At 39.6% G+C, this 22,571-nt stretch carries 22 protein-coding genes and 1 other RNA gene; 21 read left to right on the top strand and 2 right to left on the bottom strand.

All coding sequences use genetic code 11. From position 1 onward, the window contains the following. The first annotated feature begins 89 nt into the window (after positions 1 to 89). The 10 genes from smpB (at position 90) to AC2TF5_RS26605 (ending at position 11,289) form a co-directional block, all read left to right on the top strand. Complete coding sequence (smpB, locus tag AC2TF5_RS26650; protein ID WP_208916403.1) at positions 90 to 569, top strand: SsrA-binding protein SmpB; 480 nt, start codon at positions 90 to 92, stop codon at positions 567 to 569. A 409-nt stretch (positions 570 to 978) separates the two neighbouring features. Then, positions 979 to 1,382: a transfer-messenger RNA gene (gene ssrA / locus AC2TF5_RS26645) on the top strand. A 150-nt stretch (positions 1,383 to 1,532) separates the two neighbouring features. Continuing rightward, positions 1,533 to 2,216, top strand: coding sequence for a hypothetical protein (locus AC2TF5_RS26640; protein WP_491300085.1), 684 nt, complete (start codon positions 1,533 to 1,535; stop codon positions 2,214 to 2,216). Between the two features lie 666 nt (positions 2,217 to 2,882). Continuing rightward, on the top strand, positions 2,883 to 3,218 hold the full coding sequence (locus AC2TF5_RS26635; RefSeq protein ID WP_491300084.1) for a hypothetical protein: 336 nt from the start codon (positions 2,883 to 2,885) through the stop codon (positions 3,216 to 3,218). An 860-nt stretch (positions 3,219 to 4,078) separates the two neighbouring features. Beyond that, a complete protein-coding gene (locus AC2TF5_RS26630; protein WP_491300083.1) occupies positions 4,079 to 4,813 on the top strand; it encodes a helix-turn-helix domain-containing protein in 735 nt (244 codons plus the stop codon). Between the two features lie 63 nt (positions 4,814 to 4,876). Beyond that, positions 4,877 to 5,743 (top strand): hypothetical protein, encoded by an 867-nt coding sequence (locus tag AC2TF5_RS26625; RefSeq protein ID WP_491300082.1) that lies wholly within the window; start codon positions 4,877 to 4,879, stop codon positions 5,741 to 5,743. Between the two features lie 466 nt (positions 5,744 to 6,209). Next, positions 6,210 to 7,565: a hypothetical protein gene (locus tag AC2TF5_RS26620; RefSeq protein WP_491300081.1), complete on the top strand. Its 1,356-nt coding sequence runs from the start codon at positions 6,210 to 6,212 to the stop codon at positions 7,563 to 7,565. 645 nt (positions 7,566 to 8,210) lie between these two features. Continuing rightward, on the top strand, positions 8,211 to 8,828 hold the full coding sequence (locus AC2TF5_RS26615) for a DUF4352 domain-containing protein (RefSeq protein ID WP_491300080.1): 618 nt from the start codon (positions 8,211 to 8,213) through the stop codon (positions 8,826 to 8,828). A 477-nt stretch (positions 8,829 to 9,305) separates the two neighbouring features. Then, positions 9,306 to 10,133, top strand: coding sequence for a saccharopine dehydrogenase NADP-binding domain-containing protein (locus tag AC2TF5_RS26610; RefSeq protein WP_491300079.1), 828 nt, complete (start codon positions 9,306 to 9,308; stop codon positions 10,131 to 10,133). Between the two features lie 85 nt (positions 10,134 to 10,218). Further along, positions 10,219 to 11,289 carry a DUF3810 domain-containing protein gene (locus AC2TF5_RS26605; protein WP_491303012.1) on the top strand — a complete coding sequence of 357 codons (1,071 nt, stop codon included), beginning with the start codon at positions 10,219 to 10,221 and terminating at the stop codon, positions 11,287 to 11,289. 321 nt (positions 11,290 to 11,610) lie between these two features. Here the strand turns inward: AC2TF5_RS26605 and AC2TF5_RS26600 are convergent, their stop codons facing one another. Next, on the bottom strand, positions 11,611 to 12,114 hold the full coding sequence (locus AC2TF5_RS26600) for a hypothetical protein (RefSeq protein WP_491300078.1): 504 nt from the start codon (positions 12,112 to 12,114) through the stop codon (positions 11,611 to 11,613). A 281-nt stretch (positions 12,115 to 12,395) separates the two neighbouring features. On the opposite strand from AC2TF5_RS26600, the gene AC2TF5_RS26595 reads away from it, so the two are divergent. The 4 genes from AC2TF5_RS26595 to AC2TF5_RS26580 all read left to right on the top strand — a co-directional run bounded on the left by AC2TF5_RS26595 (position 12,396) and on the right by AC2TF5_RS26580 (position 16,297). Continuing rightward, positions 12,396 to 12,863 (top strand): hypothetical protein, encoded by a 468-nt coding sequence (locus tag AC2TF5_RS26595; protein ID WP_491300077.1) that lies wholly within the window; start codon positions 12,396 to 12,398, stop codon positions 12,861 to 12,863. A 244-nt stretch (positions 12,864 to 13,107) separates the two neighbouring features. Continuing rightward, positions 13,108 to 14,424, top strand: coding sequence for a BaiN/RdsA family NAD(P)/FAD-dependent oxidoreductase (locus tag AC2TF5_RS26590; protein ID WP_491300076.1), 1,317 nt, complete (start codon positions 13,108 to 13,110; stop codon positions 14,422 to 14,424). After that, the gene (locus tag AC2TF5_RS26585; RefSeq protein ID WP_491300075.1) at positions 14,421 to 15,782 is read left to right on the top strand and encodes a BaiN/RdsA family NAD(P)/FAD-dependent oxidoreductase; all 1,362 of its coding nucleotides are present in this window, start codon (positions 14,421 to 14,423) and stop codon (positions 15,780 to 15,782) included. The genes AC2TF5_RS26590 and AC2TF5_RS26585 overlap by 4 nt, the downstream gene beginning before the upstream one ends. 206 nt (positions 15,783 to 15,988) lie before the next feature. Then, entirely contained in the window at positions 15,989 to 16,297 is a 309-nt protein-coding gene (locus AC2TF5_RS26580) for a hypothetical protein (protein WP_491300074.1), read from the top strand. A gap of 230 nt (positions 16,298 to 16,527) precedes the next feature. On the opposite strand, the gene AC2TF5_RS26575 is transcribed toward AC2TF5_RS26580, so the two are convergent. After that, the gene (locus AC2TF5_RS26575; RefSeq protein ID WP_491300073.1) at positions 16,528 to 16,872 is read right to left on the bottom strand and encodes a hypothetical protein; all 345 of its coding nucleotides are present in this window, start codon (positions 16,870 to 16,872) and stop codon (positions 16,528 to 16,530) included. Between the two features lie 369 nt (positions 16,873 to 17,241). On the opposite strand from AC2TF5_RS26575, the gene AC2TF5_RS26570 reads away from it, so the two are divergent. From AC2TF5_RS26570 to AC2TF5_RS26540, 7 genes are all read left to right on the top strand, one after another. Further along, positions 17,242 to 17,379 (top strand): hypothetical protein, encoded by a 138-nt coding sequence (locus AC2TF5_RS26570; protein ID WP_491300072.1) that lies wholly within the window; start codon positions 17,242 to 17,244, stop codon positions 17,377 to 17,379. Positions 17,380 to 17,590: 211 nt separating this feature from the next. Next, the gene (locus tag AC2TF5_RS26565; RefSeq protein ID WP_491300071.1) at positions 17,591 to 18,553 is read left to right on the top strand and encodes an amidohydrolase family protein; all 963 of its coding nucleotides are present in this window, start codon (positions 17,591 to 17,593) and stop codon (positions 18,551 to 18,553) included. Between the two features lie 266 nt (positions 18,554 to 18,819). Next, entirely contained in the window at positions 18,820 to 19,662 is an 843-nt protein-coding gene (locus AC2TF5_RS26560; RefSeq protein ID WP_491300070.1) for a hypothetical protein, read from the top strand. Positions 19,663 to 20,195: 533 nt separating this feature from the next. Then, on the top strand, positions 20,196 to 20,597 hold the full coding sequence (locus AC2TF5_RS26555; RefSeq protein WP_491300069.1) for an alpha/beta fold hydrolase: 402 nt from the start codon (positions 20,196 to 20,198) through the stop codon (positions 20,595 to 20,597). A gap of 15 nt (positions 20,598 to 20,612) precedes the next feature. Then, positions 20,613 to 21,272 (top strand): alpha/beta hydrolase family protein, encoded by a 660-nt coding sequence (locus tag AC2TF5_RS26550; protein ID WP_491300068.1) that lies wholly within the window; start codon positions 20,613 to 20,615, stop codon positions 21,270 to 21,272. A gap of 502 nt (positions 21,273 to 21,774) precedes the next feature. Further along, entirely contained in the window at positions 21,775 to 22,068 is a 294-nt protein-coding gene (locus AC2TF5_RS26545; protein WP_491300067.1) for an AbrB/MazE/SpoVT family DNA-binding domain-containing protein, read from the top strand. Position 22,069: 1 nt separating this feature from the next. Then, positions 22,070 to 22,462, top strand: coding sequence for a type II toxin-antitoxin system death-on-curing family toxin (locus tag AC2TF5_RS26540; RefSeq protein ID WP_491300066.1), 393 nt, complete (start codon positions 22,070 to 22,072; stop codon positions 22,460 to 22,462). The last annotated feature ends 109 nt before the right edge of the window (positions 22,463 to 22,571 follow it).

The raw sequence follows: 22,571 nt of genomic DNA, 5'->3' as shown, positions 1-22,571 counted from the left end.
ACTTCTGGTACGATTGCTTTTTTAGGCGGTCTGCCGGAAGTCCTTTTGTTTATTTTGTAAGTGATATGATGATGATAAGGAGTGATACCATGGGTAAGAAAAGTGACGGGAAGGTTCTGGCCCAGAACAAAAAAGCTTCCCATGATTACTTCATCGAGGATACGTATGAAGCTGGCATGGTGCTGACCGGCACGGAAATTAAATCTATACGTAATGGTCGCGCGAACATCGGGGATGCTTTTGCTACGATCCGGAATGGCGAGATCCATATCCATAACATGCACATCAGCCCGTTTGAACAGGGCAACCGGAGTAATCCAACGGATCCAACCCGGACGCGGAAGCTTCTTATGCATAAGGAGCAGATCCGCAAGCTGCTGGGCCAGTCCAAGCAGGACGGATATTCCATTGTGCCACTGAAGGTGTACGTCCGCAATGGATATGCGAAACTGCTGCTCGGCTTGGGTAAAGGTAAGAAGCAGTACGACAAGCGGGATACAGCCGCGAAGCGGGACGCTCAACGTGATATCCAGCGTGCTCTGCGTGAGAAGCAGAAGATCGCGAGATAAGCTAGGATGGCATAGTTAGTAGAGCAATGCGGACTTCTCGGATATATGCCGAAGATGGCTCATCACTAAGCAAAGTGCATGTTTAGCAGCAATTAGTAAGAACAATATGAATGTGGCATCATGATTAAGTCATGAACATATGGTGTAATAATACACACAGCGGATGGCAGCTTTTAGCTGTTCTCCCTGTGAAATGTATATCACTTTGCAGCAAAATGTGATATACTAAGTGATGTAAGAGATCGTTAAGATCATTGAAAACAAGCGTAAAGCTTCGTCATTCTTTCTTGGAGGGAAAGGATGCGGAATAGATCGATCTGCTATGGCTGATCGTCTTTGATCTAATCCGGAAGCCCTTTTGAGTAGACAGTTCACTTCCACAAAGGAAGGTTGCTGTTTCTCACATTAAGGGGGCGTTTTTGGATTCGACGGGGATAGTTCGGGCATGAGTAGCGGGTAGTGGGGACGCGTCCACTTCATCAACGCTAAAGCCTATTAAACGGCAAACAACAAAACAACTACGCTTTCGCAGCTTAATAACCTGTGAGCGTGCTCTTACTCTGCATCGCCCATGTGCCGAGATAAGGGCCCAACTTTAGTGGGATACGCTGTCACATCTCCGCCTGGGGTGTGCTGAAGAAGATAATCAGGCTGACCTGAAGGGAATCCGGTGACAGGGAGTTCGAGTATCGCTTACGATGCTAGTCATTGCTTGCAATGACTTTCAGGTGACATCAAATCTGTCACTACACCCGTAGAAGCTTGTGTTGTCGTTATCTTCGGACAGGGGTTCGACTCCCCTCGCCTCCATACATACAGAAAAAAGCGACCGATTAAGGTCGCTTTTTTTACTTTATTTAACTATAGAACTTAATCAAGAAGGAGCACTCTAAATAGGCATTAGGAATATCAGAAGAAACTAAGAATATACTATAGAGAGTTGAAAGAGTGGAGGATGAACATATGTGGTTATCCCCGAAAGTATTTCAATGGCGGTCCGAAGTTGATGGCTCCTATTGTAATGAACCAACTTTGTATAAGAGACCTTATGAGATTTGGAATCATGCGGAACGAATACTAAGCAGACAAGCCAACTATTTTCAAAGAGCGGACGCTATATTTGCTTTAAAGAGAGCAATTAATAGTAGGCTAAGTACACTACAGAATGCGTACAAGTTCAACTTAATTCCATTATCGGATGTACCGAAAAAGCCATTACAGCAATTAGAGTATTTCGGGCTAATACGTCCATTTTTACTGAATAAATTAATAGACATTAGAAATCAGATAGAGCATGAAGATACACATCCTCCGCCATTAGTTCAGTGTAGGGAATTTTTGGATGTTGTTTGGTACTTCTTGAAGGCGACTGACAACTATGTACACTATGTTACCGACGGATATTGTTTGATTTCGGAAAGTGATGATGAAAGAGAGGAAGTATCTTTGCGGGTGCAAACCAATCCCGAGAAGAATTGGGATTTAGAGCTTTCCATTTGGTTGCCGGATGAAACTCCTTACATCTCTATAGAATCAACTGATGGATGGTTATCACTTATTACAAAGGCTAGTAGGTGTGGACTGTACACCTTTGCATCTGGAGGTTTTATCAAAAGTATTTATGAAGCTTATTTTGCCGCGATTTAGTGGAGTTCCTAGGGCACATCAAAGCTGTCAGTACAGCCGTAGTAGAAGCTTATGTGTCGTTGTCTTTGGACAGGGATTCGACCCCCCGCCTTACGTAACACCAAACCATGGTCAGCCTTCCAAGAGGTTTAGTTCTTTGTACAAATCTCAGTGTACCGGCGATTAAGGTAGGTCTGATACCTCCTACATTTTTAGAATTTGTTCAAAGTGTAAAAGCCATCGGGTAGCAGGGAGTCGTCCACTTCATCAACGTTAAAGTTAAACGGCAAACAACAAAACAAACTGCGCTTTCGCAGCTTAATAACCTGTACCGGGATGAGGATTCAACTTTAATGGGATACGCTGTACAGTCTCCGCTTGGGGCTAGCTGAAGAAGGCTGACCTGAAGGGAAATCGGTGACAGGGAGTTCCTAGGGTAAAGTCAAATCTGTCAATACATCCGTAGAAGCTTGTATTGTCGTTATCTTCGGACAGGGGTTCTAGACATAATTTGGCTCTAACATTACATCGGTACCGTCAGTCGCGACATTGTGACGCTTTGACGGTACCTTTTTTGATATCGTAATCCCTCAATAGGAAAATGAAGGAAATATAACAAAATTGTCGAAATAAACATTGTCTGTCAATTGCTCTTAGGATCAAATAATTCCAACAGGGGATGATATTTTGAGAACATTTTTAGAGTTGAGAGAGTATTCAAAACAAAAGTTACAGAAAGGGGATTTATTTTTCAGTCATGGTAACGCAAGATTTCAAGTATATAATAAGAGTGAAGTCCAACTAAATATTTCTATTAACAATAGTCTACCAGTTATTAAATTTGAAGAACGAGGGCAAGACTTTTTTACTGTGGCGGTAGCTACTGATGAGGAAGGCATAATTAAATATGCAAAAAGTAAAAAATATTCAATGAATGATAACATTGTTGAATTAATCAAGGACTTTCCTGATGGATTTTTAATTGATGACGTTGTGTCTGCTTTATTAAGTATCAAAATTTAACAAGGTAATATTGCATAGTAAATCGTTCGAAGTTTTATTGTGATTATATATTGTGGTATACGCCATTATCTAATCACAATAAAAGTGAGGATGGGCGAAGCTTCACTGGAAGGTTTTGAAGTTGAGATTGGGGAAATAAATTATGACATGGAGATTGACGGTATACTTGGATTTGACTTCATTCATGCTGCTGGTTTGGTGATTGATTTCAAAAGATTGACTCACCGAACATTCTTAACATCATATTGCGGCGAATTGTGGTTTTGCACAGCCACGGTTCGGAAAATCGAACCCTTGTCTATATAAAACCACAATTTTTAATGCTGGACAGGGGTTCACCTTGGCTCCGATCGGAACAGTTTAAATATTTTCACAAAGTAGAAGTACCGTCAGTTGCGTTTTGGTAACGCTTTTGACGGTACTTTTGGTTTTTACGTTACTTTGTAAATATCGAACGGGTCTGCGCAACATGGTGCTGCACTACGACTGAGAGGGCTGGGAATTAGATCGTGACGTTGGGGACAAATTCCTATTTGATGAAGAGAATATGTGATTGAGTTGTTTTCCAATGCCTTCTATTCAAAATCCCTACTATTTTAAGCAGCTAAATAAGTTGTGCTGCTCAAATGGTTGCTTAACGGTGCGAAGTAGTGGTAGTTGATCTGTGCAGCTACTGAAATCTATCAGTTCGGCGGTTTTCCAGCTACTGTGAGTGTTGAGTTCTTTTGCTTAATAGCTATATGCAATCTCTAAGTGGCTACTCTTAAATCCAGAAATATAAGGAAATGTTATCTTGATTAAATTGTATTGTTTCGATACAATAATCGTATCGAAACAATACAATTTAGGAGGATAATATTGTGATGGAACATTTAGCCTTATTCAAGGAGACGCATTGTTTCAATAAAGCACAAGTTCAATTAGCTTTTAAAAATTATATGGAGCTAAATGTACTCGATCCTGAAGAAGCTTATCCAGAGCCCCACAGAAACACATTGATTGACTTGTGTGAAAGATTCCAATTTGCACTTGATAATTGTAGTTTGCCACAATTAACTGATGATTGGTGGTTTTATGATTATGAGAGGACAAATGATGGAATAGACCTTAAACTTTATTTCTGTGAAGAGTTTGATATAGATGAGAACGGCATGGAATCTATGACTTTCATAGAGGGATTTACTCTTCTAAGTGTAAAATGTGATTATGTTAATGTCGAACAGTTTGCTTCAATTAATAATGTGACGGAAATAACGGTTCGCCAGTGGATTCGCCGTGGAAAATTACGGACAGCCAAAAAAGTGGGTAGAGATTGGCTTATTCCATCAATTGCAGTAAAACCGGCAAGGGGATTTAGTCCTGCATCGTATTATTGGGATCGGCTTTCAATAGCATTATCGGATTCTTTTCCATTTCTTATTGGATATAATTGTATATATATATTTCAGAATGAACAAGCAAAACAACAATTTGATTGTATCCTAGGCTATCCAGGTCAAAATGATCGTAAGAAAATTACCCTATCAACCAAGGAACGTGAAAAGTTAGAGTTAGCCCTTATTAGTAGTAGTGCTGTTCGAGTGGAAGAGTATTAATGTGATCGAAAACTTATAAGGGAGTATATCAGACTTAGAATAATTGTAGGAGGAATATTATAGATGGATAAATCAGTGTTTGACCGATTCAAATACTATATGGAGCGTGAAACGCCTGTTTTCAGATCCTATGTAATGAGGAAGGCAAACGGTGAAGTATTGGACATCGAGACTCTTCCTCCAGATGATTTGCAAGAAATGTTTATAGACGAAGTAATAACTGATGGTGTGATTGCTGATCTCTTTGATGTAGAGCAGAAAGTTGTAACAAGGAAGAGGTATAAGCATGGGATTAAACTCGGACAAACTTTATCTCGCAAGTCAATTGAACTAATTGAAAACATGTCAAAATTATTTGAGGCTAGAGATTTACCTGAAGGTATCGAACATGTACTGATGCCAATCAAGATAATTATTCATCCGGACGATGACCTTATTTTCGCACCTTATCGTGTTTTTGAAAATGATGGAAGGCAGTATCCATTTTACGATTATGAAGGTTTGAAAGAAGTTGATACTGAAGCCTTTTGTGTAAGGATTAGTCGGATAAAGCGAGAGATCGAAAGCCTATTGGATGAGATTATTGAATTTTTATGGGAATATGAATGGGAAACCGAAGTGTATTTTGAACGAGAGAATGATAACAAGGTAAGCGTTTCAGCAATCCTTTTCGCGGATGAAGATCCCACTGCTGCTAAAATTAGTTTGGCATTATCACTTCAGATCTCTGGTTTTCATAATTCTGGAGATCTTATTTTTGATACGGAGTACGATTTGCGTACAGGCAGTCTTAGCTTTCAGACGGAAGGGTGCGATTTTAATTTAGATGTTGATGATATTGAGGATTTATTCTTGGAATGCTGGAGCCGTGTTGACCATTACGTTCAAATTCAAAATGAAATTGAATCTGAATTAGAAGATGAGAATTAGATTAAGCTACAACTCCAAGCAGTCTCAGCATCACACTTCGGCGATTTGTGGTTTTGCACAGCCACGGTTCAGTTATCTTCACCCTTATCTGTGAAAACCATAACAGGCAATATCGCCAAGAGTTCGATACGCTCTTACTTTAACGACTCGATTTGGATGTTTATTCGGTCGAGTTTTGTTATGTTATAATTGAGTTAACTAAGCATGGTCTTAGGAGCTATTAGGATGCTATTGGAAGAAGTTCAAGGGTTCCGATTCATTAATTCAGTGACCGCTATTGATCGTTATGAAGGTTTACTTGACGAGCTATGAAACGATACAATTGAAAAAATTAGGCGCAATCTGGGTTTTAGGCCGAAATATGAGAGAGACTTTTTCACAACGCTTCTAGAAGTTCTCGACTATGAAATAATATAATAGAGACACTTTACCCTAGTTCGAATGTACATGTAGGAGTGAAAAAGCATTGGAGGAATTACTTCATTATGCATTGGTTTACTTTGAGTATGTGGCGGATATCTCGAATTTCTGGTTGATAAAAATATTATTACTATATTGGTCAATACGATTAATTCTATTTAGTGTTAAGCTATGTTGGGAAATTGCTATCATTGCTTTAAATAATTTGATATTCCATCAGATTGTTGGAAGGTTTTTAGTATCATCGAAAACTTTGAAATGGATAACTCATTTTGCTCATTGGAGTTATTTCTTTGATAAACTATTTCATTCATTGCGTTTGAACATCGTTAGGGTTGGCTTAGGTGTCGGTCACTATCATAAAAAATTCGAGGATTACAATGAGGAAGGTCCTTTAAGCTGGATAGCTTATTTGAAATCTTTGACTACCCGGATGTTCTCCTTTGATTTCGAAAATATCTGCACTTGGCTTATATTATTACTTTATTTTAATAAAGACAATATTGATTTCAGCGCTGTCCGTTCTCTGTCATTTGACTTGAAAGAACTCCATTCACAGTTTTTTAAGCTTGAAATAAAAAAGTTTTTTGAAGAACTAACCACTGTCCAAACCATTGTTGCAACACTGGTTACACTAATAACACCAACGGGGTTTATTATAAGTACTGTACGTAAAAAACAAAGAGAAAATAAAACAACCGACAATATTCAAAAGACGATGGTTTTACATTCCAACATCTTGAAAGAATTAGACGAAATTCGAATTGCTCAAAGGAAGAATATTGACCTGCTTTATAGGCATATTCAAACACGCGATTTGACGAATAAGTATCTAGAAAAAATGACGGGAACGAAGATGTTTCGTTTAGATTATGACGGGAATATAGCGAAAATACGGTGGGACCATATCGGTTTTGATTATTTTGATAAGAAAGATATTCTGCTTGATTACAAATCGATGCAGTACCAAATAGAGGAAATCCGCAAAAATGTTATGGAAATACATGACCAAGGCCTTTATTTCATGTATAGACGCTTAAACAAAGGAGTTCATTTAGAATATGTTCGGTTATGGTTGTTTCACTCAACTAAATTCCTAAAACAGGATATGGACTTATTAAGCAAGGAAATGATGTTACGCATTTTAGAAGATTGGACAAATAACGGAAATCATTATGTGAAAAACAAAATCAAAAGCATGTTTAAAGTCTGGAACAGAGAAATGAGTGAAGAGTCATATTACGACAAATATGATATTCGATTTGAGCTTGATATTGCTATGTTGGAGAAAGAGATCCAAACGGAAGCGAGAAACTTTCAAAGCATTTTGCTATATCAGTTACGTTCATCAATTGAACACTATATCTATTTAGAACAGTATTTGATGAACGTGAAAAGATAAGAGTCCAAGTCCCTAGGATGGTTGTAATAGGAGTCGACTCGGTAATTTCTAAAGCCATCTTAGCAACACGCTGCGACGAATTGTGGATTTGAACAGCCACGGTTCGCCTCCATATGCAGCATAAGAAAAAGCGACCGTAACTGGTCGCTTTTTTGTATTCTCATTAGTTAAAAGTTACGGAATGCTGCTTAATGAATTTAACTACTTCTTCAAGTGAATTTGTGGTTTACCATGTATTTAAATTGATGGGATTATTTTAAGTACATTTAGGGAGGGGGATCAGTATGGAGATAAATCCTCACTTTGGAGAATTTGAATAAGTTCTAGAAGAACACTCATAGCGTATTTATTTTGAGGGAAAGAAGCTTGTGAGATATACAAAAGAAAATGAATACTTCAATAAGATGATACTGAAGGAAGAACCGCATGGCATACTCCCCTATACGATAGCGTCAAAGTAACTCTTTTTAAGTAGCAAAATTACGTTAATGTAGTGAGTAACAAAATTCGGGACTAGAGAAAGGCAGAATATTGAATAAAATGAAACTTAGGAACTAAAAACTCGTAATATGTGGTAATATGTAGAAAAGTATGTGGTAATATGTAGAAAATTATATGGTAATATGTAGAAAAGGGGAGAGGGTTTTGAGAAAGACTAGTTTAGGAATTTTACTTTTGGCAATGTTATTAATAGTTACTGCATGTGGAGGTGGAGGTGCTGCGTCTACATCAACAGGAACGCAGAATGCTAATACTTCTGTAAAGGATCAAGGCTCTGCAGAGAACGTAAATAATGAGAAAACAGGTGACGCTGTTGCAGCAGAAACGACGAAGGAGCCTGAAGAGCCGAAAGAGGTTGTTTACAAAGTAGGGGACAAGTTCAATTTGGGCAATTGGGAAGTTGTGCTGGACTCCTTTGAATTCAATCAAAAAGTCAGTGATGAATACTTTTCTTCTAGTGCTGACGAGGGCAATAAATTTCTAATTTTAAATTATACGGTTACCAATGAAGGAACGGAAGCAGACAACTTTACGTCAATGATTGGCGGAGTCGAGATGAAGGCGATATTTAAGGACAAATATGAGTATAAATACACGATCACGATGATAGATCAAGACCTTAGTAAAGAAAGTATTAAGCCACTATCTTCAAAAACTGGATTTGTTGTAATGGAAGTTCCTGACACAGTAGCTAAATCGGATGACAGTTTGATTCTAAAACTGGCAAAAGATAAGGACAAGGCCACAATTAATATAAGATAGCTAAAGATGTCATTAATATGAAAGAAACCGCAAGCATAAGGGATCTGTCCCCAATGCTTCTGTTTTTTTTGAGAGTTCCATCGCTTCAAAGAACCCTGCATCCCTATTTCGTTCGCTAGTGAACCTACCTATGATAAGGAAGGGGAACGAGATCAGTAATAGGACCTACCCTGTATGGAGGATTGATTATACAATAGGCTGAGGATACGGATTATCGAATGATACATTGATGATCGGGAACCGCTTTGCAAGCTGTATGATCTGAATCAGTATAAATGCCTTTCATAGTATCTTTTATAGAGATCGGGCGTCCCTCGAAATGCTAGACCCGTGAGTAGCGTGCAAAATGCGGCAAGCCTTTGAGGGTGACATCAAAACAGTGACTACACCCGTAGAAGCTTGTGTTGTCGTTATCTTCGGACAGGGGTTCGACTCCCCTCGCCTCCATTTAAAGAACCCGCTCAGTGAGCGGGTTCTTTGCTTGCTCAGGCAGCTATGAAAGTAGGAGCAAAATATATTGATGCTTCCAATGCTTTATTATTGAGTCAGGAGCAAAAGCTAGAGCTTAAAGCTAACGGTGTAAATTATATAGGAGCTGGTTTTTGTCCTGGAATTACAGGTCTGCTATTAAAACGAGTGACAAATCATTTACTAGATGAAACCGAATATGTAAATTGTTATATTGGTGGTGCGGAATATTATACAAAAACTTCTATCTCAGATATATTAATGAGTGGGTATAGTGTAATTGGAAAAACAGACTCTTATTGGAGTGATAATTGTGTTAAAACAGAAAATATAAATATGATGCAGAAAGAATTTGTACCTGAAGTCGATGTCCCTGTCTATAAGAAACCGTATTTAAGTCAAGAGATAATTGATATTCTAGAAGTTAGTTCGGTACAAGAACTTCACTGGTACAATATAGCAGCAAATGATTATATTTTTCGTTTGGCAATGCAATTTTATCAAATGCAGTTTGAATCTTCGGTTGAAGAAGCAATGAAAAAACTAGACATTTCTTTGGAGGAGAAACCTAAAGAGGAATGGATAGCTTTTGTAATTGATGCTACAGGAGTGAAAAATGGAAAGAATGTTAGGTGCAGATTGAATTTACAAATGGAAACGAGTTCAGAGTTAACGGGTACAGTGGCTGCTGAAATTGCCCGACAAGCCATTTCAAGTAATAGACCTAATGGTAACTACTGGGCTTATGAAGTACTTCCTATAGATTTTATGAATCAATATGTTTTTTCTAATAAACATGATTTTTATGAGGAAAAGTATGTTGAAATAAAGAAATGATATTACTATGTTACATTGCGTACATCCTATAATGATTGGATAGGAGGAGTACATTATGAAAAAGCTTTTACTTAAGAGATTGCCGTTGATCTCACTTGGAGTTATGGCTTATATACTGACAAAATACGCGCAGAACCATCAGGATTGGGCGGAAAAATACAGTAGGTCTGTATATCCGATGTTGTCAAAAATAGTAGGATTTGTACCTTCTTGGGTCAAATTTTCTGTTAGTGAATGGCTCGTAGTGTTGGTTGTGTTGCTTTTGCTATTTTATATAGTTTATTATGTGCGCAAGGTCATCATGAGTAAAGGTGCACGTAGGATGGTAGTTTATCGTGGTACTCTAGGAATAGTTGCGATCTGTAGCGTGATATATTTTTGTTATACTGTTTTGGGTGGAATAAACTATCACAGATATTCTTTTTTGTCTTATACCGAATATCAAAAGGAGAACTACAGCAAGGAGGAATTGGTGAAATTATGTAAGTCACTTGCCGTTGAAATGGAATTGGCAAGGGAAAAGTTAGCGGATACTGATCTTTTGGCTCAAGTAACAGATGATTTTGATTATTATGCACAACACGCAGTGTTGTCGATGCAAATGTTATCAAAGAAATATCCTATTTTGGAGCATTCTTTATATTCAACACCAAAACCAGTGGTGATGTCAAAACTAATGTCGCGTGCAGGGATACATGGTATTTTTGTCCCTTTTACTTTTGAATCCAATATCAATGTTAATGTGCCAGTTTTCTTGGCGCCTGCTACTATGGCACATGAATTGGCACATCAGAGTGGTTTTATGCATGAGGATGAGGCAAATTTTATAGCTTATCTGGCATGTAAGCAGCAGGATGATCCAATGATACTTTACAGTGGTTTTTTTCTAGCGTTTGATTATTCTATATCTGCGCTAAAGAAAGTTGATTCAGATCAGGCTTCTGATATAATGTCCAGTCTGTCCAAGGCGGTGCAGCATGACATAGTACAAAATGAGCAGTACCGGGATAAGTATGAGGGTGTTATTTCAAGTATTTCAAGAATTGTAAATGACTTATATTTAAAGGCGAATAATCAGACAGACGGTTTGAATAGCTATAGTGATATGGTAAATTTGTTGCTGGCAGAGCAGCGAGGGATAGAGAAGTATAATTAAATAAAGTATAGAAATTACTAGGAGCGAATTATTTTTTGGGCTGAACAGAATTAATTTGGAACAAGACTTGTGAAAACACCAGAGAATTTAGCCGAAGCATAAAAATACTTGGCTACTAATTATACATTTTAAATATCCTTTAAATCTCAAGCAGATGGGCTGCTATCTATTAATAGTAGGCGCATGATACTGCCTAGTGTTTGCATGAGGATGTCTCGTTGTGCTTCAAGTGATAACCCTCCTCTGCAGCTATCTTTGAAGTGTGATATATGGGGAGCTCAGTATCGGATCTCGTTATCGCAACGATTTAGCTTATCAAAATTATTTTATTGTATTTGCTATTTCAATTAATGTTTGGTAATCGTATAACGGTTCAAGATTGTTATTTTTCCCTGAAATAAGAGAGTAAGTTAAACCCTCGTTTCTCCAATAGACAGCGCTTACATGTCCGTCTCCTTGGTCCCATGTTTGCGAACCGTTAGCTAATTTTAGACCTAACTTCCCATTCGGAGGCGTATCAGCCTTTGAGTCTGTAATCATAATGATCAGGTTCAATCCTTCATCGGTATTTGCATACGTAATTTCTACTGCATCAAATTTACCATTGGTATCTAAAATCCTTGCTGATTTTTGAGTAAATTGGAGAGGAACTGACGGTTGTTTGATTTCAAACGGGATCTTAGCTTCCGCCTCTTCAATTGAAATTTCAACTGGAGGATTTAGATCCAAATTATTAGTAGGTTGATTACCTGCCACATTTTGTGAGCAGGCAGACAATAAAAGAGGTAGCATACATAGGAACAGCAACTTATTTACAGCTTTCATTTAATCACCTTGATATCAGAATAGTTGCTTCTATTACGTTTCTATTAGCTGGGAAGTTGCATTATCCCTGTTAAATTAGGAAGAAAAAGCCGTTCGTCGAAGGTTATGGTTTGTCTCATTTGCAGTAAATAGGCACGAGGCGACCAACCTATTTTTTCTTATTCGACGTTGTGCTCTCATATTACGCCTTTTTGGTAGCTTCATCATTTAGTATTCTCATAGGTATTAGAAATAGAAAGTATATTACAACTTTTACGAAAAAAAATTGAAAGGATAAAGTTATGAGCCATTTAATAATGAGGCATTGGTCTGCTGAACAACGTGAGTTGCCTGGAATGAATTGCATTGCTTTTCCAAATGGCAAAATAATCATTTTAGATGTCGCGACATATTACAATCCTAACAACAATGAGCGCAAAATTTACTGTTCTCCCCAGTGTGATACAACTATTGAAAGTATTGAAAAATATGATGCCGAATGCTGGACAATGGTTGATGCATGGACGAATATTGACTATCAAGGCGGTAAAATCTATGGCGGGGATGGGCAAATGGGAAATGAAGGCTTCATTGCTTGCACAGATGCAAATGACAATTTGGTTTGGGGTATCTTTTTTGATGAAACAAATCCTATAAAAAAATTAAGTATCAAAGATAAAACATTAATTGCTATTAATGAACATGAAGATATGAGGATTCAAATCAATTTGGACACCCTTGTAGATATTAAGATGACATATCTTAGGTAACTCACTTAGATGGAGACAGGGGTTCGACTCCCCTCGCCTCCACCCTGCAAATCCATAACCGCACGAGGTTGTGGGTTTTTTCTATATTTAGGGTATCACTGTAATGAGATGTGATGTCAGGAGTATTCTATCGGGATTATGAGGTGCATACTCGTATGCTATAATTATATATAGCGCAGTTTCATTCGGAAAAATCACATTTCCTATATATAAATCTATTGGACAAGGGGTGCATTGACCAACCATGCACGATTATCAGACTTTCTTGCACCACAAGTTGATTATTATCGGTGCAGGCGCATCAGGACTCATGGCCGCCGTTACAGCGCGGGATTTGGGTATCGATACCGCCATTCTAGAGGGTAACGACCGAATTGGGAAAAAAATCGCAATGACAGGTGACGGTCGTTGCAATATTACGAACGATTCCACTATGACGGATACCGACGACGAAGTGGTGGCTTTATCGGGCAAGTATCACAGCAGTCAGGCTGAATTTCCGTTGCCTGTACTGCAGCAATTCGGCATCCGTCAAACCATTGATTTTTTTAATATGCTTGGATTGCCACTTACAAGATTGAAAGAGGGCTTAATGTATCCGATGTCGCTGCAGGCTGCATCCGTGTTGGATATTTTCGAGCTTGCTCTGGAGGAACGGAACGTTCCGGTATACCTTAACAACAAGGTACTAGATATTACCGTATCGACGGATCATCCGCGATTCAAGATTACATGCCGAAAAAACGAGACAGACGAGCAGGTTGTCTATACCAGTGAATACCTGTTTATATGTACGGGCGGCCTTACTGGCCAGAATGCGGGGACGGATGGGTCTGGGTATGTGCTTGCTCAAAACATGGGGCACGCCATGGTCGAGCCTGTGCCGGCAATTGTGCAATTAAAGGTGCAATACCCATATATGAAGGCTCTATCCGGCATCAAACTTCAGGGACGAGCCCACATCCTCGTGAACGGCGAGGTCGTTCGCAGCGAGACCGGTGAAATTCATTTCGCCGATTACGGCTTTTCCGGACCACCGATTCTTCAACTCAGCCGGATAGCCGCCATTCATCTCTCGAGAGGGGATTCCGTGACTTTATCCATCGATTTGATGCCGAGCCGCACGAAGGAAGAGGTTATCGAATTCTTGGAGATGAACTGGGGAACATTCGCCCACCGGCCGGTCGCGGAATCCTTCATCGGGTTTTTACACAAGAAGCTGATCCCTGTCTTGCTGAAAGAGGCGAGAATCGATCAAGAGCCAAACCTACTTTGTCAGGATCTCTCGTGGAAAACTAAAGGGATCTTTTATAAAATATTGAAGCGTTGGGACTTCAAAGTAACAGATACCCATAGCTTCGAGAAGGCACAAGCGACAGCCGGAGGTATCGTTACAAAAGATCTCTTCGCCGACACGTTGGAATCCAAGCTCGTGCCTGGGCTCTATTTCGCTGGCGAGGTGATGGATGTCGACGGCGAATTTGGCGGCTACAACCTGCAATGGGCCTGGAGTTCCGGCTATGCGGCCGCTATGGCGTTAGGGAAACACATTTTCAAATGAAGCCATTAGAAAAAGGAATGAATTCAACACATATGTATATGTCGAAATCTACAATGCACCACGAGCTGTTCATTATCGGTGCAGGCGCTTCAGGTCTTATGGCCGCTGTTACCGCGCGAGACCGAGGGATCGATGTCGCAATCATTGAAGGCAATGACCGGGTAGGAAAGAAGGTACTCACGACCGGCAATGGTCGCTGTAACATTACGAACCAATCCACGGCGAAGGGTACGGACGAAGCGGTCGCACTATCGCGTAAATATCACAGCAATCAAATGGAATTCCCGCTGCCTGTGCTGCAGCAATTCGGCGTCCGGCAAACCGTTGATTTCTTCAACACACTCGGCCTTCCGTTGATCGCCGTGGAGAATGGCCGGATGTATCCGATGTCGCTGCAGGCTGCATCTGTATTGGAGGTTTTCCGGATTGCGCTAGAGGATCGGTATGTTCCGATACATTTCAAAACCAAAGTATTGGATGTTACCGTATCGAAGGGACATCCGCGATTCACGATTTTGTGCCAAACGGAGACAGAGGGAGAGGTCGTGTATACCAGCGATTATCTCTTTATCTGTACAGGTGGCCTTACCGCTCCAAAGACAGGAACGGATGGATCTGGTTATATGCTTGCCCAGAGACTGGGACACACAATGATCGATCCTGTACCTGGGATCGTACAATTGAAGCTGCAATATCCGAATCTAAAGGAGTTGTCCGGAGTCAAATTTGAGGGATTGGGCCATATCATCGTCAACGGCGAAGTTATCCGCAGCGAATATGGGGAAATCCTGTTTACAGGCTACGGCGTCTCCGGCCCACCGATTCTCCAGCTAAGCCGGAAGGCTGCGTATCAGCTCAAAAGAGGAGAAACAGTAACCTTATCGCTTGATTTGATGCCAGACCGCACGGAGGAAGAAGTCGTCGATTTTCTGGATACGCATTGGGGGACATTCGGATACCGGACTGTTGCAGCTTCCTTGATCGGCATCTTTAACAAGAAGCTGGTCCCTATTCTGTTAAAAGAGGCGGGGATCGACCAAGAGCCGAACCTCCTATGTCAGGATTTATCGTGGAAAACTAAGAAAATCTTGTGCCAACTCATAAAGCGTTGGGAATTTATCGTAACCGATACCAATGGTTTCACGAATGCACAAACGACGGCCGGTGGCATCGATACAACAGAGTTAAAAGAAGGAACGCTAGAATCGAAGCTAGTACCTGGGCTCTATTTTGCGGGCGAGGTGATGGATGTGGATGGAGATTGCGGTGGCTATAACCTGCAATGGGCCTGGAGCTCCGGTTATTCCGCCGCGACGGCACTTGCTGATCAACTTACAGGTATCATGGAAAAAGATTGATAGTTGTTTGCTCCTTGCACGCAGGGAACACACGCCGGGGAATTGTGGATTTGCACAGCCACGGTTCGCTTCCATTATGTAAATCCACAACCGTATGGTGATGGATTTTTCTTTATTCCGGCATTTAGTTTTTGTATTGGCTTCACATGCTCTTATAGGCGATTCGTATACAATAGATAACGTATTAAAGATGGTGGGGGTACTGGATGAATACTAGATATCGAATTACGAGAAATGCTGACGGTAATCACCTTGATAAAGTCATGTCTCTTGATGAATGTAAAAGCTATTTTGCAACTCAAACGGATTTTGTATATGCAGAGGAGTATTCCTTTCGGTCAGCTGATACGACAATGACGATTCCGGGAGATTTTTTTCTTTGGCAGCTAGGAGAGGTGACAATTCCATTCCGATATTATGAGGGAGAATTGTATGTAGCAGTATCGCATGAGATTATTTTTCAGAAAATGCTAGAAGTGGCTGAGCATTTAAATGCGCAATATATAGAAGGTTAAGTAGAGAGCACCTGATATGGTGCTCTTTTTAATGCAGTATATCGTATCACTTTTGTCCGCATTGCAAAAGATGTATTTAAACAAGTAGGGGTGCAGTTCCAAGAAACTAATTTCCAAGATAATAAACCGTTTCCGACGCATGTTAACAATGGCAATCACTCTATAAAAAATAGCTGATGGACCTGCTTAGAATGACATTTCAGGTTATAATGGTGTTTTTGTGATGATTTCTACGAATTTGATTTATGCAGCAGATCTTTTATTTCTTGAAGTTGTTTTTCAGTCATTTGTTGAGATTGATGAATCGCATTTAGCTTATCCTCTACTTTTTCTAATCGAAGCTGAGTTTCTTTTTGAATTTTTTCGGTATCCTTTTGCGTTTTGGAGTTATCCATTACGACTAAAATGGTAAGGCCTGCACTAAAAATCGTTAACCCTCTAGCTATTTGATTTAAATCTAGTTGATTAATGGCGAATAGGCAATCAGCAAGTCCTGCTCCTATTAATATGCCACCGATAGTTACAATTCCATTCCATTTCCATTTATCTGGGATAATATTTAATGTGTGCTTCATCAAGAGATCTCCTTCAGCTAGGTAATATAGTAGTAGTGAATAAAACATAAATCGAAATTGGAGGGATATAGCATTCAGCGGTAACACGTAAAAACTCCGACCGTACCTGTCAAGGTTTATACTATCTACTAGTATTCTACTATATAACTTACTTATGATGAGTTAATGATTGCTTAACATGGTCGAAATGCCATCAAGCATATAGTTTTAGGATGGCTATCAAATCTTTGAACCGGAAGAGGTGAAGAGTTGTTGGGACTACTCAAAAGAGTTAATAAAACAATGGAAAAAGGATCAGCCAACTCTGGTTGGTGGCTCTCTATTCTATGATATAATAAGCTTGCTTACGCAAAAAATGGAGGAATTACTATGTTTACGAGTAGAGAACAGCTTCAAGAAATTCTGAAAGAAGCTAACCAACATGCCCGTAAGCAAGCCCGAGAATCGGGAGCATCTGTAGATCATATACCCGATTGGTCTGCAAATGTCATTTTAGAGCATAAATGATGTGCATATATCGAGAGGTTTTGTATTATTATTTTAACCGAAACGCATATCACGTCATTTAATAACCTGTTAGCGTTCTCATGCTCTGGATTGCCCATGTGACGGGATGGGGCTAAATTTAAGTGATATACGCTTTCACAACAATTGTTGTAGTTAAACGAAGGCAGGCCTATGGATTTATCCTATTCCAACCTTGAAAGGATTGTTGGGAGTGTCGCTTGAACTTGAGGAGTTCTCTATCAAACAAAAATTTATAGATAGCTTAATAAATGAATCTCTTATGGGATTGCAAGCCATACCAAAGAGCGATTTGCACAACCACGCTGGTCGCGGAGGAACGATTCAATATATTGGTGAATGGGCTAATGTTAGCATTCAACCGCCGACAGATCCGTTTCAATCGTTGCATGGAATGCAGAGCTGGTTTGATGAAAATGTGAAACGACATTGCCCCGGTATTGAAGGCTATTTAAAACGTATCGAAGCTTCCTTTATACAGGCGGCCGAGGATCACATTGAAAGATTGGCGTTAAGCTTTGGGTTAGATGAGATTGATGCTTTGGGGGGGATGGAGCCATTTTCGCGGATAATGAATGACTTTCATCGCAGTTATGCTCCCCGAACGAAGTTTTTGCCGGAACTGGCCTTAGATCGAGCCTGTAATGTAGATGAAGTATACGCACGTCTGGATGCTATATTGGCTTGCCAATGGTTCCGGTCGATCGATATCTGCAATGATGAATTTGCTCAGCCTATTGCATGCTTCAAATCTATCTACAGAGCCGCAAAAGCTGCGGGACTGACTCTAAAAGCTCATGTAGGGGAATTTGGTACCGCTAATGATGTCATGGAGGCCGTCGAGGAGTTGGAGCTTCAGGAGGTCCATCATGGGATTGCGGCAGCCCGCTCACCTCAGATCATGGGATGGTTATCCGAGAATCATATTCAATTGAATGTTTGTCCGACAAGCAATGTTATGCTTGGTGTGGCGGAGAGCTATAGTACCCATCCCATTCGTAGTCTATATGAATATGGAGTCCCGGTGACTATAAATACCGATGATTTGTTGATTTTTAACCAAAGTATTTCTCAGGAATATATGAATCTTTACAAATCCGGTTTGATGACACCTGAAGAGCTTAACGAGATTCGTCTGACAGGTTTAAAAGAGTAAGAGTCGGTTCAGAGAGTTTGACTACACTCGTAGACACCTATGTGGAGTTGCCTGCGGACAGGGGTTCGGCTCTCCTCGCCTCCATATTTTACAATAAACCCCCGATCTGTAACGATCGGGGGTTTTTATGTACAAATATATGAGAAAAAGCTTGAGAGCCTCACGTATGATATAATCAAAAATATAGGTATCTTGATATTTTTTCTACGGAAGAACCGTTTCTAACTTTTTATTAAGCATGTTTTTTTGTTGGAGGGGTTAGAATATTGAAACATTCGGTGGAAAGTATCTCGGAAAAAATAAGGAACAGGGTTGATGCAAAGTTTCCAGTATTATTGGCTAACTTAGCGGAGGAATTGGCATATGACTTCATGTTCGCACCTAAATATAAAATCACTAAATACGATACTCCATGGGATTGTTCGGGCATGCTGATTCGTACAAATGAATCAATTTCAATTGATGATTATTATAGTGTTGAAGACTTTTTTGATGAGTATACAGGTCAACCTACAGCTAGCTATACAAGTGGTATCGGTTTTTTACATAATAGTTTTGAGGAAAAGTACGAAGATATGATCAGAGAATTTGTCTTTGAATGTTACATTGAGGTTCTGTCTGAAATAGATGACAACCTGCTTTTTCAGCAGTTGTTGGAAAATGGATGTGATGTAGAAGGGATAGAAAAAAATGACATCATACAAACGGTCACGGATTATGAACTTTTTGAAGAGCCATTCTGGTATCATCACGAAATTATTGAGCGTGTGAAGCCGATTAGTCTCAAAATGATGATTGCTCGTGGTAAAAATAAGGCCATAAAAAAATATCACCATCAATTGGTAAGGTGGATGAAAGAAGAGGAAAAAATAAGTTTTGAAAAAAAAGGTGCACAAAAGCTTTGGAATAAACTCCAGAAACTATTTAAATTGCAAAAGGGATATCCACTCCCAAAAATTGAAATGAAGGATTATAAAATGTTTCGGGAATTTTTGGATCGTAACCGAATATCGATCGAAGAAAGGACCATCTTAGCTAAATATATGGGAGATAAGTTTTCCAACAAAGTATGCATGTGTTTAAGGGATGAGCAAGGGGCTCAATTATAGTGGGTGGGCTACACTGTAAGGTCTCCATAGTCAATAAGCATTTGTTTTTTCCTTACGAACCAATGCTTATTCACTAAGTGTGCGGAAGAAGAAAATCAGACTAGTCAAACGAGTAGCAGGTAGATTGGCAGTTCATTAGGCGAACACCTTCTCAAGTCACTACACCCGTAGAAGCCTATGTTGCGTTATCTTCGGACAGGGGTTCGACTCCCCACGCTTCCACCATGTAAATCCACAACCGCACGAGGTTGTGGATATTTGCTTTACTTCGACATTTAGCTTTAGTATGGGCTCTACATGCTCTTATAGGCGATTATTTTCTATGTAATTTTCAATTGCAATAAACTGCCAATTCATATGACAACCGCATATTTTTGTGGACAGAAATTCAACTTCTATCTATTGTATATAATAATGACAATATTTGAGATAGTGATATTTATAATGATGATTAGCACTTAGTTAGGAAAGTGCGGAAGGACAGGTATAGGACCATGCTAAGGAGGGTTTTTAGAATACTTGGATTTGTAATATTGACAGTATTGCTCATAATAGGTATTGCTTTGGTTTATAGAGAGTATGCCAAACATGAGATCATGAAGAAGAGTAAGCTTCTCGTCCAAAATGGTGGAATTAGTGAGTTGGCAGAAATTGAGGTGAACGGCGAGAAACAATACATCCTCATCGAAGGAGCCGATAGAACGAAACCGTTCTGCATGTTTATGCATGGAGGGCCAGGCTCTCCTTTTCCTTACGGTGTAAGCGCCCGTACCTTGTATCCAGAAATTACAGAAAACTGTGTAGCGGTATATTACGATCAACGAGGAGCAGGAAAGAGCTATCATCGTTCATCGGATATCGGCAAGATGAGTTTGGAACAATTTGTGGCGGATGCTAATGTGGTTGTCGATTACGTTAGAAAACAATATAACTAGGAGAAAGTCTACATCGTGGGCCAATCCTTCGGTACGATTATTGCCACTCGGATTGTTGCCGAACATCCAGAGAAATTCCATGCTTATATCGGATTTGCGCAGATAACAAGTATTATTGAAGGGCAAAGGCTTGCTTACGAATGGTTAATAAAAGAAGCGTCCAGTCAAAACAATACGAAAACTTTACAAAAGCTGGACAAGATCGGGGAAGCCCCTTATTTCGGAGAACGAGAGGATCAATTTAGCACTCTTGTTAATGAGTATAAAGGTTTTAATTATTCGGACGAAGACGTTTCCAAGGCTAATCTATTCAGTCTAGTAAAGGGAGTTTTGACGTCTCCGGACTATTCCTTGGCAGATATTTATAAAACGTTTATATCTGGAGCTGACTTCAGCATAAATCAAGCAAAGTCTCTGAAAGAAGAAATTATTAGAACAAATTTCTTTGAGACTGTCCCAACAATTCAAGTGCCTGTATATATCATACAAGGCAGACATGACAAGCAAGCGAGCTATGATTTAGCAAGAGATTACTACGAAGCGCTGGATGCGCCTCAAGGAAAATCTTTCTTCACACTTGAAAATTCAGCGCATATCCCTAACAAAACAGATGAGAAGATATTTGTCGAACACTTACAGAGAATCATCGGAAATAAGGAAATTCAACTTGAATAGAAAGGGCTACGGAATTGATTCGTATTTTGCTGGAAATCAATCTTGGCGGTGATGACTGGCAGGATATCGAACATCATTTCGATTAGACTTTCTGGAAGTGATCCTCAAGTCACCTGCCAAACGATCTAACCACCACACATCGGCGGATTGTGGATTTGCATAACCACGGTTCGCCTCCACTTAAAAAAGAACATCTTTTACTTTTCCAGAGAAGTTGTTTTAACAACCTGGTCTAGTAATAAAAAAGCGATAAGAATTTTTTCTTTATCGCTTTTTTGTATTTTGTTAAATAAATTCTACAGATGAATTTGTATTCTTTATAACATGAAAGAGTATAGTCCTTCGGACCACTGCCTTCTCGTCTTAAATAACTACAAACCCCTTTACTTATAGCTTTAAATCTGTAGAAAAAATTGATAAAATGTACATACGTTATAATTGTTATTATGTTATAAGGTATAACTTGTTGTGTTAAGATCATACTATAGGAGGAAAAGATCAAATGAATGGTGTGATCAATTTGACGAGTGATAAACCGAATGTGATTCGTTATTCCCGTAAAGTTGGACGAATGGGCAATAGCCTGGGAGTAAGCTTGCCTAAAAGCCTGGCTGCAAAGCTGAATCTTTCGCAAGGGGATGAAATCGAATTCATTGAAAACGATCGTGGTGAAGTGGTATTGAAAAAAGCTCGGCAAGGCCAACTTCCCGATAACGTGAGATCAGAAGTTCTTGAGGCGTTCTTTGATGTATTTGAAGAAGATACAGGCATTCTTGAGGACTTAAGGGATCGATGATATGATTAACTTTCTTACCAAGGAAGAGGTTATTTCAGCGCACTATTTCATGATGAAAAGAATGAACGACGCAGAGCAAGCGGGTGTTAAGGATCACGGCCTGCTGGAATCTGCGGTACATAGGCCACAGCAAAGTGTTTTTGGAGAGGATGCTTACCCAACTTTATTTGACAAGGCCGCAGCTTTACTGGAATCTCTGGTAAAAAACCATTGCTTTCACAATGGCAATAAGCGTACAGCCTATCTGGTTACAAAATCATTTTTAATGTTGAATGGATACCATCTACGAATGGAACGTGAATATGCAGTGGAGTTTATAGTAGATATTGCGAAAGGTTTGCATTCATTGGAGAAGATCGCTCATATTTTGAAAAAATATTCTGAAGAAAGATGATATATTGGTCTCTAAGGTGACATCAAAACCGTAAACATCACCCGTAGACACCTATGTGGCGCTAACCTTCGGACAGGGGGTCGACTCCCCTTGCCTCCACCATGTAAAT

It is taken from the genome of Paenibacillus sp. JNUCC 34 (assembly GCF_058269055.1).
This window is presented reverse-complemented; position numbering and strand designations above follow the sequence as displayed.

Coding starts and splice junctions, on each gene's coding strand:
- smpB (WP_208916403.1), top strand. CDS start 90: ATGGGTAAGAAAAGTGACGGGAAGGTTCTGGCCCAGAACAAAAAAGCT.
- AC2TF5_RS26640 (WP_491300085.1), top strand. CDS start 1,533: ATGTGGTTATCCCCGAAAGTATTTCAATGGCGGTCCGAAGTTGATGGC.
- AC2TF5_RS26625 (WP_491300082.1), top strand. CDS start 4,877: ATGGATAAATCAGTGTTTGACCGATTCAAATACTATATGGAGCGTGAA.
- AC2TF5_RS26600 (WP_491300078.1), bottom strand. CDS start 12,114: ATGAAAGCTGTAAATAAGTTGCTGTTCCTATGTATGCTACCTCTTTTA.
- AC2TF5_RS26595 (WP_491300077.1), top strand. CDS start 12,396: ATGAGCCATTTAATAATGAGGCATTGGTCTGCTGAACAACGTGAGTTG.
- AC2TF5_RS26590 (WP_491300076.1), top strand. CDS start 13,108: ATGCACGATTATCAGACTTTCTTGCACCACAAGTTGATTATTATCGGT.
- AC2TF5_RS26585 (WP_491300075.1), top strand. CDS start 14,421: ATGAAGCCATTAGAAAAAGGAATGAATTCAACACATATGTATATGTCG.
- AC2TF5_RS26580 (WP_491300074.1), top strand. CDS start 15,989: ATGAATACTAGATATCGAATTACGAGAAATGCTGACGGTAATCACCTT.
- AC2TF5_RS26575 (WP_491300073.1), bottom strand. CDS start 16,872: ATGAAGCACACATTAAATATTATCCCAGATAAATGGAAATGGAATGGA.
- AC2TF5_RS26570 (WP_491300072.1), top strand. CDS start 17,242: ATGTTTACGAGTAGAGAACAGCTTCAAGAAATTCTGAAAGAAGCTAAC.
- AC2TF5_RS26545 (WP_491300067.1), top strand. CDS start 21,775: ATGAATGGTGTGATCAATTTGACGAGTGATAAACCGAATGTGATTCGT.
- AC2TF5_RS26540 (WP_491300066.1), top strand. CDS start 22,070: ATGATTAACTTTCTTACCAAGGAAGAGGTTATTTCAGCGCACTATTTC.